Annotated in this window: 13 protein-coding genes, 2 tRNA genes and 1 rRNA gene; 13 read left to right on the forward strand and 3 right to left on the reverse strand. The window is 64.8% G+C overall.

The annotated features are described in order from the left end of the window. Positions 1-191: 191 nt before the first annotated feature. A 5S ribosomal RNA gene (gene rrf / locus RA210_RS18690) occupies positions 192-307 on the forward strand. Positions 308-465: 158 nt separating this feature from the next. Continuing rightward, positions 466-1407: a DUF808 domain-containing protein gene (locus tag RA210_RS18695; RefSeq protein ID WP_136489021.1), complete on the forward strand. Its 942-nt coding sequence runs from the start codon at positions 466-468 to the stop codon at positions 1405-1407. Between the two features lie 15 nt (positions 1408-1422). On the opposite strand, the gene RA210_RS18700 is transcribed toward RA210_RS18695, so the two are convergent. Both RA210_RS18700 and RA210_RS18705 read right to left on the reverse strand, forming a co-directional pair. After that, positions 1423-1938 carry an O-acetyl-ADP-ribose deacetylase gene (locus tag RA210_RS18700; protein WP_201487623.1) on the reverse strand — a complete coding sequence of 172 codons (516 nt, stop codon included), beginning with the start codon at positions 1936-1938 and terminating at the stop codon, positions 1423-1425. A gap of 72 nt (positions 1939-2010) precedes the next feature. Beyond that, positions 2011-3828, reverse strand: a complete 1818-nt coding sequence (locus tag RA210_RS18705; protein ID WP_201487624.1) for an ABCB family ABC transporter ATP-binding protein/permease — start codon at positions 3826-3828, stop codon at positions 2011-2013. Positions 3829-4099: 271 nt separating this feature from the next. On the opposite strand from RA210_RS18705, the gene RA210_RS18710 reads away from it, so the two are divergent. Both RA210_RS18710 and RA210_RS18715 read left to right on the forward strand, forming a co-directional pair. Next, entirely contained in the window at positions 4100-4498 is a 399-nt protein-coding gene (locus RA210_RS18710) for a PA2779 family protein (protein ID WP_136489024.1), read from the forward strand. Continuing rightward, positions 4483-5436, forward strand: coding sequence for a PA2778 family cysteine peptidase (locus RA210_RS18715; RefSeq protein WP_201487625.1), 954 nt, complete (start codon positions 4483-4485; stop codon positions 5434-5436). Before RA210_RS18710 ends, RA210_RS18715 begins: the two co-directional genes overlap by 16 nt. A 51-nt stretch (positions 5437-5487) precedes the next feature. Here the strand turns inward: RA210_RS18715 and RA210_RS18720 are convergent, their stop codons facing one another. Then, a complete protein-coding gene (locus tag RA210_RS18720) occupies positions 5488-6771 on the reverse strand; it encodes an NAD(P)/FAD-dependent oxidoreductase (RefSeq protein ID WP_168772481.1) in 1284 nt (427 codons plus the stop codon). Positions 6772-6954: 183 nt separating this feature from the next. On the opposite strand from RA210_RS18720, the gene RA210_RS18725 reads away from it, so the two are divergent. The 9 genes from RA210_RS18725 (at position 6955) to pheT (ending at position 14867) form a co-directional block, all read left to right on the forward strand. Further along, positions 6955-7031: transfer RNA gene (locus tag RA210_RS18725), tRNA-Val, on the forward strand. A 6-nt stretch (positions 7032-7037) separates the two neighbouring features. Continuing rightward, positions 7038-7114: transfer RNA gene (locus tag RA210_RS18730), tRNA-Val, on the forward strand. Positions 7115-7189: 75 nt separating this feature from the next. Further along, positions 7190-8017: an alpha/beta fold hydrolase gene (locus tag RA210_RS18735; protein WP_236574809.1), complete on the forward strand. Its 828-nt coding sequence runs from the start codon at positions 7190-7192 to the stop codon at positions 8015-8017. A 205-nt stretch (positions 8018-8222) separates the two neighbouring features. After that, positions 8223-10133 (forward strand): threonine--tRNA ligase, encoded by a 1911-nt coding sequence (gene thrS, locus RA210_RS18740; protein WP_201487627.1) that lies wholly within the window; start codon positions 8223-8225, stop codon positions 10131-10133. 33 nt (positions 10134-10166) lie between these two features. After that, positions 10167-10700, forward strand: a complete 534-nt coding sequence (gene infC / locus RA210_RS18745; protein WP_136489028.1) for a translation initiation factor IF-3 — start codon at positions 10167-10169, stop codon at positions 10698-10700. 60 nt (positions 10701-10760) lie between these two features. After that, positions 10761-10955: a 50S ribosomal protein L35 gene (gene rpmI, locus RA210_RS18750; protein ID WP_090215844.1), complete on the forward strand. Its 195-nt coding sequence runs from the start codon at positions 10761-10763 to the stop codon at positions 10953-10955. A gap of 29 nt (positions 10956-10984) precedes the next feature. After that, positions 10985-11341: a 50S ribosomal protein L20 gene (gene rplT, locus RA210_RS18755; protein ID WP_090313179.1), complete on the forward strand. Its 357-nt coding sequence runs from the start codon at positions 10985-10987 to the stop codon at positions 11339-11341. A gap of 97 nt (positions 11342-11438) precedes the next feature. Further along, positions 11439-12455: a phenylalanine--tRNA ligase subunit alpha gene (gene pheS / locus RA210_RS18760; protein ID WP_136489029.1), complete on the forward strand. Its 1017-nt coding sequence runs from the start codon at positions 11439-11441 to the stop codon at positions 12453-12455. A gap of 33 nt (positions 12456-12488) precedes the next feature. Next, entirely contained in the window at positions 12489-14867 is a 2379-nt protein-coding gene (gene pheT / locus RA210_RS18765; protein WP_201487628.1) for a phenylalanine--tRNA ligase subunit beta, read from the forward strand.

Below are 14867 nucleotides of genomic sequence, written 5' to 3' on the forward strand. Positions count from 1 at the left end.
TTGTGAGGCGTTGAGCTAACCAGTACTAATTGCCCGTGAGGCTTGACCATATAACACCCAAACAATCTGCGATCCCAGGATCACAGTGGGTGCGACAGGCCGAAAGCTTGCAGAACCGCAAATTACCGAATCTGATACACTATCACTTGCCCAATTCGGGGTAGCGCCATGGCGATGCCCCAACCGAATTGCTTGACGACCATAGAGCGTTGGAACCACCTGATCCCATCCCGAACTCAGCAGTGAAACGACGCATCGCCGATGGTAGTGTGGGGCTTCCCCATGTGAGAGTAGGTCATCGTCAAGCACCTACACAGAAACCCCGACCAGCCACGCTGGTCGGGGTTTCGTCCTTTCGCTCCGGAAACTGCGCGTAAGTGCGCCATGACACGGCAAAATGACTTGTATCGGCCGTATGCTTGGCGCGTAGTCAAATACCTCAACCTGCATACAGGGAGTACGAACTTGGCCGGAAGCAGTCTGCTGGCATTGATCGATGACATTGCTACCATCCTCGACGATGTTTCGGTGATGACCAAGGTGGCGGCGAAGAAGACCGCCGGGGTGCTTGGCGATGACCTGGCCTTGAACGCCCAGCAGGTCACCGGCGTTGCGGCAGAGCGAGAGTTGCCGGTGGTATGGGCGGTCGCCAAGGGTTCACTGCTCAACAAGCTGATCCTGGTTCCCGCGGCCTTGCTGATCAGCGCGCTTGCGCCCTGGGCGATCACGCCTCTGCTGATGCTGGGCGGCGCCTTCCTGTGTTTCGAGGGCTTCGAGAAACTGGCTCACAAGTTCCTGCACAGCAAGGCGGAGGAGGAAGCCAATCATGCCCGTCAGCTTGACGCGCTCAATGACCCGGCCATCGACATGGTGGCGTTCGAGCGGGACAAGATCAAAGGAGCAGTCCGTACGGACTTCATCCTTTCGGCCGAGATCATTGCCATCACGCTCGGGGCTGTCGCTGCGGCCAGCTTTCTGAAGCAGGTGCTGGTGCTGTCGCTGATTGCCGTCGTCATGACGGTAGGGGTCTATGGCCTGGTAGCGGGGATCGTCAAGCTGGATGACCTCGGCCTGCATCTGCGACAGCGGGAGTCGCGTCTGGCACAGCGCTTCGGTGGCGCCATCCTCGGCGCTGCCCCCTACCTGATGAAAGGGCTGTCCGTGGTGGGGACGGCCGCGATGTTCATGGTTGGCGGCGCCATCCTGACTCACGGCATATCCCCGGTTCATCATGCCATCGAGCAACTCGCTCAGGCGAGCGGTAGCCTCGCCGCAGTCGGCGCTGTCGCCGAGGCCCTGCTTCCCACACTGCTCGATGCCACCTTCGGCGTGCTGGTTGGCGCCCTGGTGGTCGTGCTGGTGACGCTGTGCAGCAAGCTGCGGGGCAAGCCAGGTCTGGTAGGGTAGCGTCTGGGCGGACTTTCAGGTTCCGGCTTCGAGCAGCTGGGTATAGATCTGCAGATCCGCTGCGGAAAAGCAGCAGAACACCACCGACTCGATGGTCGGCAATGTCGCGACCCTGGCCCGCACGGTGGCCACGGCGATGGCTGCGGCGGCGGCGCTGGGATAGCTGAAGATGCCGGTGCTGATGCTCGGGAAGGCCAGGCTGCGGGCGCCGGCCGCTGCGGCGACTTCGAGGGAGCGTCGATAGCAGGAGGCCAGTACCTGTGCTTCGCCCTGCTGGCCACCCTGCCAGATCGGGCCGACGGTGTGCACGACGAAGCGGGCTGGCAGCCGATAGCCGGCAGTCAGCTTCGCCTCGCCGCTGGCACAGCCGCCGAGCTGGCGACACGCCTCGACCAGTTCGGGGCCTGCCGCGCGCAGAATGGCTCCGGAAACGCCACCGCCGCCGAGGAGCGATGGATTGGCGGCATTGACGATGGCATCTATCGCCAGGCTGGTGATATCGGCCTGAAGGGCCAGCAGTCGGGCAGGCATGCTGCAGCAACCTCGCACTTCACAAGGGTGGCCTGCTCCTGAGGGTAGCCGCCGTTTCTGCCAGCTGCATCGTCAGGGCGTCGACTGCTCGCTGCGCTGCTGCTGCAGGTGCCACATCTGCGCGTACTGGCCGTTCATGGCGAGCAACTGCGTGTGGGGGCCGCGCTCGATGATGCGGCCGCTGTCCATCACCAGGATCTGGTCGGCATTCATCACGGTGGAAAGGCGGTGGGCGATGACGAGGGTAGTGCGCCCGATCTGGATGTGTTCAAGTTCCGCCTGGATGGCCCGCTCGGACTGCGAGTCCAGCGCGGAGGTGGCTTCGTCGAAGATCAGGATGGCCGGATTCTTCAGGATTGCTCGGGCGATCGCCACCCGCTGCTTTTCGCCGCCGGAGAGTTTCAGGCCGCGTTCGCCGACCTGGGTTGCGTAGCCGTCCGGAAGGTTCTCCACGAACTCGTGGATATGTGCGGCACGAGCGGCGGCCTCCACTTCCTCGCGACTGGCTTCCGGGCGGCCGTAGAGGATGTTGTAGTAGATGCTGTCGTTGAACAGCACGGTGTCCTGCGGAACGATGGCGATGGCGGCGCGCAGGGAGGCCTGGGTCAGTTGGCGCAGATCCTGGTCGTCGATGGTTATCCGACCGCCGTCGACGTCGTAGAAGCGGTACAGCAGACGTGCCAGGGTCGACTTGCCGCAACCGGAGTGGCCGACCACCGCCACAGTGCCGCCGGCGGGGATCTCGAAGGCGATGTCCTGGAGGATCTGCCGGCGCGGGTCGTAGCCGAAGCGCACATCCTCGAAGCGCACCTGGGGCTGGCGGGTGACCAGCGCTCTGGCATCGGGCGCATCCTGCACGTCCTGGCGCTCATCGAGCAGGCCGAACAGGCGCTCCATGTTGGTCAGCGCCTGCTTGACCTCGCGATACATCATGCCGAGCAGGAACAGGGGGGCGGAGAGCTGCAGTAGATAGGCGTTGACCAGCACCAGGTCACCGACCGTCATGCTGCCGTCGACGACCCCGGCGGCAGCCAGCCACATCATCGCGGTGACTCCGGCCGACACCACCACCGCCTGGCCGAGGTTGAGCACGGCCAGGCTGACCGTCGCCTTGACCTTGGCATCCTCCAGATGCCGCAGGTTCTCGTCGTAGCGAATCGCCTCGTGCTCCTCGTTGTTGAAGTACTTGACGGTCTCGTAGTTGAGCAGGGAGTCCACCGCCCGCTCGTTGGCACGGGTGTCGGCCTCCACCGAGGCGCGGTAGTAACGGGTGCGCCATTCGGTGACGGCGAAGGTCCATGCCCCGTAGGCCAGCAGGGTGGCGAGGGTTACGGCCGCAAAGCGCCAGTCGTAGGCCCAGACCAGCACGGCAGTGACCAGCAACACTTCCAGCAGGATCGGGATGATCGAGTACAGCGTCCAGTCGAGCAGATCGGCTATGGCACTGCCGCCCCGTTCGACATCCCGCGCCACGCCGCCGGTGCGCCGCCCGAGGTGGAATTTCAGACTGAGCCCGTGCAGGTGGCGGAACACCCGGAGCGTGACCTGGCGCGAGGTGCGCGCCATGACCCGGGCGAACACCACCTGGCGCAGTTCGGTGAACAGGGTGACTCCGATGCGTGCCGCGCCGTAGGCCAGCAGGAGTCCGACCGGCAACAGCAGCAGACTGGGTTCGACATTGAGGTCGTCGACAATCTGCTTGAGAAGAATGGGAACCAGCAGGTTGAGCAGTTTGGCGGCCACCACCAGGCCCAGTGCCAACGAGATGCGCCCCAGGTAGGGACGCAGGTAGGGCAGCAGGTCGGCGATCACGGCGAACTCGCCGCGTACCCGCGGGGAGCGACTCAGCGGGGAGATGCTGGCGTGTTCTGGGGGATTGCTGGGTGTCATCGTCACCGGATCCTTGGGCGCGCGCCGCGCGTGGGTGGCGCAGTCGGCCGATTGATAGGGGCGACCATGCTGGGCCGCTCGTGGCTTCCGTGCAATGGGCGGACTGCCGGCGCACGGTGGGCGGGGTTCTCGTTCCGGATGATGATCATGTGCGTATCTGCGAGGGTTCCGGACGTGACGGAGCACGCGCTGGGGTCTCTTAACCTATTCTGCGGAGGAACCCTGTCGCTTGGCGATAGTCTTAGTGCGGATCTAGAAGAAGGAGCGTTTCATGTACAAGCGAGCATTCTCTCGCCGGCTGGCTAGCGTGCTGGTGGCATCCCAGTTGCTGGTGGTGGCTCAGGTACCGCTGGCGCAGGCGGCAATGGTCGGTACCGGCGAGGTCCTGCAGGCTCAGCAACAGCAGGTCGATCGCCAGCAGCTGCTGGCCATGCTGGATGACAGGGGGGTGCGAGACAAGCTGGCCTCCCTCGGCGTCGAGCGGGAGCAGGTCGAGCAGCGCATCCAGAGCCTCACCAATGCCGAGCTGGCGCAGTTCAACCAGCAGCTCAGCGAGGCACCGGCCGGCGGCATCATCGGCATCATCGTGCTGTTTCTGGTGATCTTCATCATCACTGACCTGCTCTGCGCCACCGACCTCTTCACCTTCGTCAAATGCATCAATCGCTGAGATTGCTGGGGGCGGGACTGCTGCTGTTGCTCGCTGGCTGCGCGACGGCGCCGAGGCTGTCGCCGCAGGTCGAGCGGTTGCCGGAGCGAGTCGAACTGAGCGAGGTGCCGTTCTTCCCTCAGGCGCAGTACCAGTGCGGCCCGGCGGCTCTGGCCACCATGCTCAACCAGCGTGGAGTGACCACCACCCCAGGGCTGCTCAAGGACCGCGTGTTCCTGCCTGGTCGCCAGGGCAGCCTGCAGGTCGAGTTGGTGGCGGCGGCGCGCGACCACGACCTGCTGGCCTATCCCCTGGCGCCTCGCCTGGACGCCCTGCTGGCCGAGGTCGCGGCTGGCAATCCGGTCCTGGTATTGCAGAACCTGGCCTTCGACTGGTACCCGCGCTGGCATTTTGCCGTGCTGGTCGGCTTCGATCGCAAGGCGCAGCAGCTGATTCTGCGTTCCGGCACCACGCGGCGCTGGGTGACCGACTTCGCCAGCTTCGACGCCACCTGGGCGCGTGGGGGGCGCTGGGCGGTGCTGACGCTACCACCCGACCGGCTGCCGGCGCAGGCCGAACTGACGCCCTGGCTGCAGGCTGCGGCCGATCTGGAGCAGACGGGGCATGCCCAGGCGGCGCGGCGTGCCTACCAGTTGGCGGTACAGCAATGGCCCGATAAGGGGATGAGCTGGTTTGCCCTGGGCAATTCCCGATACGCAGCAGGCGATCTCAAGGGGGCGCAGGCTGCCTTGCACAAGGCGACCACTGCAGCTCCCCGTTGGGCGCCGGCGTGGGGCAACCTTGCCCACGTGCTGGCCGAACAGGGTTGTGCGCAGCAGGCGCAGCGGGCGCGGCAGTGCGCCCGGCAACTGGCGCCGCAGGACAAGCGGTTTGCCGAGGCGCTGCCAGCGGCCAAGGGGGCGGGTGTCTGCCCGACTCTGGAGGGCTGTCCCCGCTAGGCGGTAGTCATGAACGACAACGGCCCTCCCGGGGCCGTTGTCGCTTCCCGGTCATACGCCGAACCGATCGCGCAGCTGGTAGTACCAGGCGCCCATGGCGGTGAAGGGCACGCGGAACAGCCGCCCACCGGGGAACGGGTAGTGGCGCAGGCCGGCAAAGGCGTCGAAGCGCGCGGCCTGGCCGTGCAGGGCCTCGGCGAGCACCTTGCCGGCCAGGTGGGTGTAGGTCACGCCGTGGCCGCTGCAGCCCTGCGAATAGTAGATGTTGTCTCCCAGGCGTCCTACCTGCGGCAGGCGCGACAGGGTCAGCAGGAAATTGCCGGTCCAGGCGAAGTCGATCCTGACGTCCTTCAATTGCGGGAAGGTCCTGAGCATCTTCGGGCGGATGATGGACTGGATGTCGGCCGGATCGCGGGCTCCGTAGACCACGCCGCCGCCGTAGATCAGCCGATGATCGGCGGAAAGGCGGTAGTAGTCGAGCAGGTAGTTGCAGTCCTCGACGCAGTAGTCCTGCGGCAGCAGGGCGCGTGCGCGCTCCTCGCCCAGCGGTTCGGTGGCGATCACCTGGCTGCCGCAGGGCATCGACTTGGCCGCCAGCTCCGGCAGCAGGTTGCCCAGATAGGCGTTGCCGGCGACCACCAGGAATTTCGCCCGCACGCGTCCCTCTGCCGTATGCGCGACCGGGCTGCTGCCGCGCTCGATGCGCAGCACCGGCGACTGTTCGTGGATGACACCGCCCAGCGACTCCACGGCCGCGGCCTCGCCGAGGGCCAGATTGAGCGGATGGATATGGCCGCCGCTGCGGTCGAGCAGGCCGCCGACATAGCTGTCGGTGGCCACCGCCTGGCGGATCTCCTGGCGGCCCAGCAGCTCGAGCTGGGTATGGCCGTAGCGCTCCCACAGCTTCTTCTGGGTTTCCAGGTGGTGCATCTGCCTGGCGGTGAAGGCGGCGAACACGCCGCCGTCCTTGAGGTCGCACTGGATGCCATAGCGCTGGATGCGCTCGCGGATGATCCGTCCGCCCTCGAAGGCCATCTCGCCGAGCAAGCGTGCGGCAGGGGCATTGGTGCTGTGCTCGATGACATCGATGTCGCGGCTGTAGCTGTTGACGATCTGGCCGCCATTGCGTCCGGAGGCGCCGAAGCCGACCCTGGCTGCCTCCAGCACGATGACGCGAAAGCCATGCTCGAGCAGGGACAGCGCGGTGGACAGCCCCGTGTAGCCGGCACCGATGATGCACACGTCGGTCTCCTGTTCGCCCTGCAGCGCCGGACGTTCCGGAGCCGGGTGGGCGGAAAAGGCGTAATAGGACTGTGGGTAGGAGGTGTGCGTCATCTTGAGCCTCTGTCGAATATCCTTTACGAGCGTTTCGATCCTACGCCGGATTGGCCGTGGCGACCACCGGGGGGCAGCACGGCCTGAAATTGCCCGGAGAACCAAAAGATGGAGTTTTTTCAGTGGCTTAGCGAAAAAAGTGTTGACGGGGTTGGGGATGCTCCGTAGTATTCGCGCCACTGCAGGCGCATAGCTCAGTTGGTTAGAGCACCACCTTGACATGGTGGGGGTCGTTGGTTCGAGTCCAATTGCGCCTACCAAATTGCAGGCACATAGCTCAGTTGGTTAGAGCACCACCTTGACATGGTGGGGGTCGTTGGTTCGAGTCCAATTGTGCCTACCAAATTACAGAAAAGCCGGTCATTTTGACCGGCTTTTCTGTTTTCTGCGTCTTGGAATTGCTGCGTGAGGTGTGTGGGTGGAAACGGCGGTATGGCATCTGGCGGATTACGCGCTGAAGGGTGTCCAGCTGGGCGATGGAGTGCCGCTGTTGCTGGTGCATGGCTCGTTGTGCGACCACCGCTTCTGGTCGGCGCAGCTTCCGGTGCTGGCGGAGCGCTGGCGGGTGCTGGCGCCGAGCCTGCGGCGCTGCTTTCCGGAGCGCTGGGATGGCCGGGGCGGCGGTTTCTCCACCGGGCAGCATGTGGCCGACCTGGTCGAGCTGATCGAGCGCCACGGCGAGCCCATGCATGTGCTCGGCCATTCCCGTGGCGGCAACATTGCCCTGCGCCTTGCCGCGCAGCGTCCGGATCTGGTGCGCTCGCTCGCCCTTGCCGATCCGGGTGGTGACTATGCGTCCGGGCTGTTCGCGGCGGCCGGGGTGCCGGCGCCGGTTGCCGGAGGCGAGCGCAATCAGTTCCGCCTCGAAGCTCTGCGCCTGATTCGCGAGGGGCAGGCCGAGGCTGGCCTGCAGCTGTTCGTCGACACCGTCAGCGGTGCGGGTATCTGGCAGCGCTCCTCGGCGCGTTTCCGGCACATGGCGCTGGACAATGCCTTCACCCTGGTGGGGCAGGTCGAGGATGGGCCGGAGCCGATATCGGCGAAGCTGCTGGCCGGGGTTCGTTGTCCTGTCCTGCTGCTGGGCGGTGAGCGCAGCCCGCAGCCGTTCCCGGCAATATTGCGAATGCTCGAGCATCAGTTGGTGGGGGCGCGCTGTGTGCTCTTGCCGGGGGTGTCGCATGGCATGAATGTGCAGCGTCCGGCGCTGTTCAATCGCCTGGTGGGCGAGTTCCTCGAGTCGCTCTGACCGGCTGGATGGCGCTTTGCTTGCGCCTGAGCGGCTTTTCTGAAACGATGTCGGGCTAATTTTTCCAGTGATCTCCGCCTGTGTGCGGGAAGGCCGTTTTTCCGGTCCTGCCATCGTGAGGCAGTTTTCCCGTCGGGCGCCGCTTACTGGCTCATCCCACCCCATGTGGCCTTTGGTAGGGGTCACCACTGAGAGAGGAGGCGCCATGCCCATCATTACTCTTCCCGACGGTAGTCAGCGCTCGTTCGAGCAGCCGGTCAGCGTGGCCGAGGTGGCCCAGTCCATCGGTGCCGGCCTGGCCAAGGCCGCCCTGGCCGGCAAGGTCGACGGCCAGATGGTCGACACCTCGCATGTCATCGAGGCTGACGTCGCGCTGTCGATCATCACCGCCCGGGATGCCGAGGGCGTCGACGTGCTGCGTCACTCCTGTGCTCACCTGATGGCCATGGCTGTGCAGGAGCTGTTTCCCGGCACCCAGGTCACCATCGGTCCGGTGATCAACGACGGTTTTTACTACGACTTCGATTGCGAGCGTCCCTTCACCAGCGAGGATCTCGAGAAGATCGAGGCGAAGATGTACGAGCTGGCCAAGGCCGACTTCCCGGTCAGTCGCTCGCTGATGTCGCGCGACGAGGCGGTGGCCTTCTTCGACAGGCTCGGCGAGAAGTACAAGGTCGAGATCATCGAGTCGATTCCTGGCAACGAGCAGCTGTCGTTCTACAGCCAGGGCGATTTCATCGACCTGTGCCGCGGCCCGCACGTGCCGTCCACCGGCAAGCTGCAGGCGTTCAAGCTGATGAAGGTGGCCGGCGCCTACTGGCGTGGCGACTCGAAGAACAAGATGCTGCAGCGCATCTACGGTACCTGCTGGGGCAGCAAGCAGGACCTCAAGGACTACCTGCATCGCCTGGAGGAGGCCGAGAAGCGCGATCACCGCAAGATCGGCAAGCGCCTGGACCTGTTCCACACTCAGGAAGAGGCCCCCGGCATGGTGTTCTGGCATCCCAACGGCTGGACCCTGTACCAGGTGCTCGAGCAGTACATGCGCCGCGTGCAGCGCCAGAACGGCTATCTGGAGATCAAGACGCCGCAGGTGGTCGACCGCGTGCTGTGGGAGAAGTCCGGTCACTGGGCCAACTATGGCGACCTGATGTTCACCACCGAGTCGGAAAGCCGCGATTACGCGGTCAAGCCGATGAACTGCCCGTGCCACGTGCAGGTGTTCAACCAGGGCCTGAAGAGCTACCGCGAGCTGCCGATCCGTCTGGCCGAGTTCGGTGCCTGCCACCGCAATGAGCCGTCCGGCTCGTTGCACGGCATCATGCGTGTGCGCGGCTTCGTACAGGACGATGCGCACATCTTCTGCACCGAGGGCCAGATGCAGGACGAGGCGGCGGCCTTCATCAAGCTCACCCTCGACGTCTACTCCGACTTCGGCTTCAAGGACATCCAGCTCAAGCTGTCGACCCGTCCGGAGAAGCGCGTCGGCTCCGACGAGCTGTGGGATCGCGCCGAGGCCGCCCTGCAGTCGGCACTGGACAACGCCGGTCTGCCGTGGGAGCTGCAGCCGGGCGAGGGCGCCTTCTATGGTCCGAAGATCGAGTTCTCCCTCAAGGACTGTCTCGGCCGTGTCTGGCAGTGCGGTACCCTGCAGCTCGACTTCAACCTGCCGATCCGCCTCGGTGCCGAGTACGTCAGCGAGGACAACAGCCGCAAGCACCCGGTGATGCTGCATCGCGCGGTGCTCGGCTCTTTCGAGCGCTTCATCGGCATCCTCATCGAGCACTACGAGGGCGCGTTCCCGGCCTGGCTGGCGCCGACCCAGGCGGTGGTGCTGAACATCACCGACAAGCAGGGTGAATTTGCCGCTCAGGTGGCAAAAGATCTCGAGGCCAATGGCTATCGTGCCAAGGCCGACTTGAGAAATGAGAAGATCGGCTTTAAAATCCGTGAGCATACTTTGCTCAAGGTTCCCTACCTGCTGGTGATCGGGGATCGCGAAGTCGAATCGAAGACCGTCGCCGTGCGTACGCGCGACGGACAGGATCTGGGCTCCATGACCGTAGGCGAGTTCCAGAATCTGCTGGCCGAAGCCGTATCGCGGCGCGGTCGGTAACCCATTGGAGTAATCACTATTAAGCAGCGCGACATGAGACAAGACAGGCGAGCACAGTCCCGGCCCCCGATCAACGAAAACATCACCGCCCGCGAAGTTCGCCTGATCGGTGTGGATGGTCAACAGGTCGGCGTGGTTTCTCTCAACGAAGCCCTGCAGGCTGCCGAAGACGCCAAGCTCGACCTGGTTGAGATCGTTGCTGACGCGGTTCCGCCTGTATGCCGGATCATGGATTACGGCAAGCACCTGTTCGAGAAGAAGAAGCAGGCTGCCGAGGCGAAGAAGAACCAGAAGCAGGCACAAGTCAAGGAAGTGAAATTCCGTCCCGGTACGGAAGAAGGGGATTACCAGGTAAAACTACGCAACCTGGTACGTTTCCTTAGCGAGGGGGACAAGGCCAAGGTATCCCTGCGATTCCGCGGTCGTGAGATGGCCCACCAGGAGCTGGGCATGGAGCTGTTGAAGCGGGTCGAAAACGACCTCGCCGAATACGGCGCCGTTGAGCAGCATCCGAAGATGGAAGGACGCCAACTTATCATGGTCATCGCCCCCAAAAAGAGAAAGTAACCTCCAGGGCACTGGCAGGCCTTGCGGTTATGCGTAATCACTGAATGCGGAGTACTAAACATGCCAAAGATGAAAACCAAGAGCGGTGCCAAGAAGCGCTTCAAGCCGACTGCAAACGGCTTCAAGCACAAGCACGCTTTCAAGAGCCACATCCTGACCAAGATGACTACCAAGCGTAAGCGTCAGCTGCGCGGCACCTCGCTGATGCATGCATCGGACGTTGCCAAAGTCGAGCGCATGCTGCGCGTTCGTTAATCCGGTCAAGATAATCAAGAGGTTACAACATGGCTCGTGTTAAGCGTGGCGTCATCGCCCGTCGTCGTCACAAGAAGATTCTGAAACTCGCCAAAGGCTACTACGGTGCGCGTTCGCGCGTATTCCGCGTTGCCAAGCAGGCGGTGATCAAGGCCGGCCAGTACGCCTACCGTGACCGCCGTCAGAAGAAGCGTCAGTTCCGCGCTCTGTGGATCGCCCGTATCAACGCCGGCGCACGCGTCAACGGCCTGTCCTACAGCCGTCTGATCGCTGGCCTGAAGAAGGCTTCCATCGAGATCGACCGCAAGGTTCTGGCCGATCTGGCAGTGAACGAAAAAGCGGCGTTTGCTGCGATTGTCGAGAAAGCCAAAGCCGTTCTGGCCTAAGCCCCACGACAATCATCGGGTCCTCGGGCCCGGGCAACGTCACCGATAGGGGAAGGGCCTTTGTGCCCTTCCCCTATTTTGTATCTGGAGTCCGTACATGGAAAACCTGGATGCGCTGGTCTCCCAAGCCCTGGAGGCCGTGCGACACACCGAAGATGTGAATGCCCTGGAGCAGCTCCGGGTTCATTACCTCGGCAAGAAGGGCGAGCTGACCCAGCTCATGCAGACCCTGGGCAAGCTCTCGGCCGAGGAGCGCCCCAAGGCTGGCGCCCTGATCAACGCCGCCAAGACCAGCGTTCAGGATGCCCTCAATGCGCGCAAGGCCGACCTCGAGTCCGCCGCGCTGGCAGCCAGGCTGGCCGCCGAGCGCATCGACGTGACCCTGCCGGGCCGTGGCCAGGCCAGTGGCGGCCTGCACCCGGTGACCCGCACCTTCGAGCGCATCGAGCAGTTCTTCACCCGCATCGGCTACAACGTTGCCGAGGGCCCGGAAGTCGAGGACGACTACCACAACTTCGAGGCGCTCAACATCCCCGGCCACCACCCGGCGCGGGCGATGCACGACACCTTCTACTTCAACGCCAACATGCTGCTGCGCACCCATACCTCGCCGGTACAGGTTCGCACCATGGAGTCGACCCAGCCGCCGATCCGCATCGTCTGCCCCGGCCGCGTCTATCGCTGCGACTCCGATATCACCCACTCGCCGATGTTCCACCAGGTCGAAGGCCTGCTGGTCGACGAGAACGTCAGCTTCGCCGACCTCAAGGGCACCATCGAGGAGTTCCTCCGCGTGTTCTTCGAGAAGCCGCTGGGCGTGCGTTTCCGTCCGTCGTTCTTCCCCTTCACCGAGCCGTCGGCCGAGGTCGACATGGAGTGCGTGATGTGCTCCGGCAAGGGCTGCCGCGTGTGCAAGCAGACCGGCTGGCTGGAGGTGATGGGCTGCGGCATGGTGCACCCGAATGTGCTGCGCATGTCCGGCATCGATCCGGAGAAGTACCAGGGCTTCGCCTTCGGCATGGGCGTCGAGCGGATGGCCATGCTGCGCTACGGCGTCAACGACCTGCGCCTGTTCTTCGACAACGACCTGCGCTTCCTCGCGCAATTCCGCTAGGTCGACCGGTCAACCCGCTTTCAGGAGAACAGGATGAAATTCAGCGAACAATGGCTGCGCACCTGGGTCAACCCGCAGGTGTCGCGCGATGAACTGGTGGCCCGCCTGTCGATGGCCGGCCTCGAGGTGGACAGCGTCACCCCGGCCGCCGGAGTCTTCAGCGGCGTGGTGGTCGGCGAGATCCTCGCCACCGAACAGCACCCGGACGCCGACAAGCTGCGCGTCTGCCAGGTGAGCAACGGCAGCGAGACCTTCCAGGTGGTCTGCGGTGCCCCCAACGCCCGTCCGGGGATCAGGATCCCCTTCGCCATGCTCGGCGCCGAACTGCCGGGCGACTTCAAAATCAAGAAGGCCAAGCTGCGCGGCGTCGAATCGTTCGGCATGCTCTGCTCGGCCTCCGAACTGCAGATCAGCGACGACGACTCCGGCCTGTTCGAGCTGGCTGGCGATGCGCCGGTCGGTCAGGACATCCGCAGCTACCTCAACCTCGACGACGCCAGCATCGAGGTCGACCTGACCCCGAACCGCGGCGACTGCCTGTCGCTGGCCGGTCTGGCCCGCGAGGTCGGTGCCCTGTACGACGTTCCGGTCAGCCGTCCGGCCATCGCCGTGGTGCCGGCTGCGCACGACGAGGTGCGCAGCGTCGAGCTGCTGGCGCCCAGCGCCTGCCCGCGCTACCTCGGCCGGGTGATCCGCAACGTCGACCTGTCGCGGCCGACCCCCCTGTGGATGGTCGAGCGCCTGCGCCGCTCCGACGTGCGCGCCATCGACCCGGCGGTCGACGTCACCAACTACGTGATGCTCGAACTGGGCCAGCCGATGCATGCCTTCGATCTCGCCGAGATCAAGGGCGGCGTGCGCGTGCGCCTGGCCGAGGCCGGCGAGAAGCTGGTGCTGCTGGACGGCCAGGAAGTTGAGCTGCGTCCCGACACCCTGGTGATCGCCGACCACGAGCGCGCCCTGGCCATCGCCGGCGTGATGGGCGGCGAGCACAGTGGCGTGGCCGCCGGCACCCGCGACCTGTTCCTCGAGAGCGCCTTCTTCGACACCATCACCATCGCCGGCAAGGCCCGCTCCTACGGTCTGCACACCGACGCCTCGCACCGCTACGAGCGTGGCGTCGACTCGCAGCTGGCCCGCGAGGCCATGGAGCGCGCCACCGCGCTGCTGCTGGAGATCGTCGGCGGCGAGCCGGGCCCGATCGTCGAGGTGGTCAGCGCAGAGCACCTGCCGCAGGTCGCCCCGGTCACCCTGCGTGCCGAGCGCATCGAGCAGATGCTCGGCCTTTCGCTTCCGGCCGTCGAGGTCGAGCGCCTGCTGACCGCGCTGGGCCTCAAGGTTGCCGCCAACGGGGCAGGGCAGTGGCAGGTGGAGATTCCCAGCCACCGCTTCGACCTGTCCATCGAGGTGGACCTGATCGAGGAGCTGGCCCGCCTGTACGGCTATAACCGGCTGCCGGTGCGCTACCCCGAGGCGCGCCTGGCGCCGCAGCCGCAGAGCGAGGCGCGCGCCGAACTCGGCCAGCTGCGCCGCCTGCTGGTCGCCCGCGGCTACCAGGAGGCGGTCACCTTCAGCTTCATCGATCCCAAGTGGTTCGAGCTGTTCCACCCGGGCGTCGCACCGCTGACCTTGGCCAACCCGATCTCCGCCGACCTGGCCGCCATGCGCGCCTCGCTGTGGCCGGGGCTGGTCAAGGCGCTGCAGCACAACCTCAACCGCCAGCAGAGCCGCGTGCGCCTGTTCGAGTCGGGCCTGCGCTTCGTCGGCCAGCTCGACGGCCTCAAGCAGGAGGCCATGCTCGCCGGGGTGATCTGCGGCAGCCGTCTGCCGGAAGGCTGGGCCAACGGCAAGGAGGGTGTGGACTTCTACGACCTCAAGGCCGACGTCGAGGCGCTGCTCGGCTACGCCGGCGCCGGCTCCGCCTTTTCCTTCACGATCGGCGAGCATCCGGCCCTGCATCCGGGACAGACCGCACGTATCGAGCGCGACGGCCAGCTGGTCGGCTTCCTCGGTGCCCTGCATCCGGAACTGGCCAAGGCGCTGGACCTGGATCAGCCGGTGTACCTGTTCGAGCTGGTGCTGGCCGAGGTGGCCGCCGGTCGCCTGCCGCAGTTCCGCGAGCTGTCGCGCTTCCCCGAAGTGCGTCGCGACCTGGCGCTGCTGGTCGGGCGCGAGGTGCCGGCACAGAGCCTGCTGGACGACATCCGCGCCCAGGCCGGCGAGTGCCTCACCGACCTGCGGCTGTTCGACGTCTACCAGGGCAAAGGTATTGATCCACATAGCAAAAGTGTGGCAGTCGGCTTGACCTGGCAGCATCCATCGCGCACTCTTAACGACGAAGAAGTCAATGAAAACCTGCAAAGTATCATTGCTTCCCTGGGAGAAAGGTTCCAAGCCACGTTAAGGAAGTAA

This window comes from Pseudomonas sp. OF001, assembly GCF_904426495.1.
GTDB lineage: Bacteria > Pseudomonadota > Gammaproteobacteria > Pseudomonadales > Pseudomonadaceae > Geopseudomonas.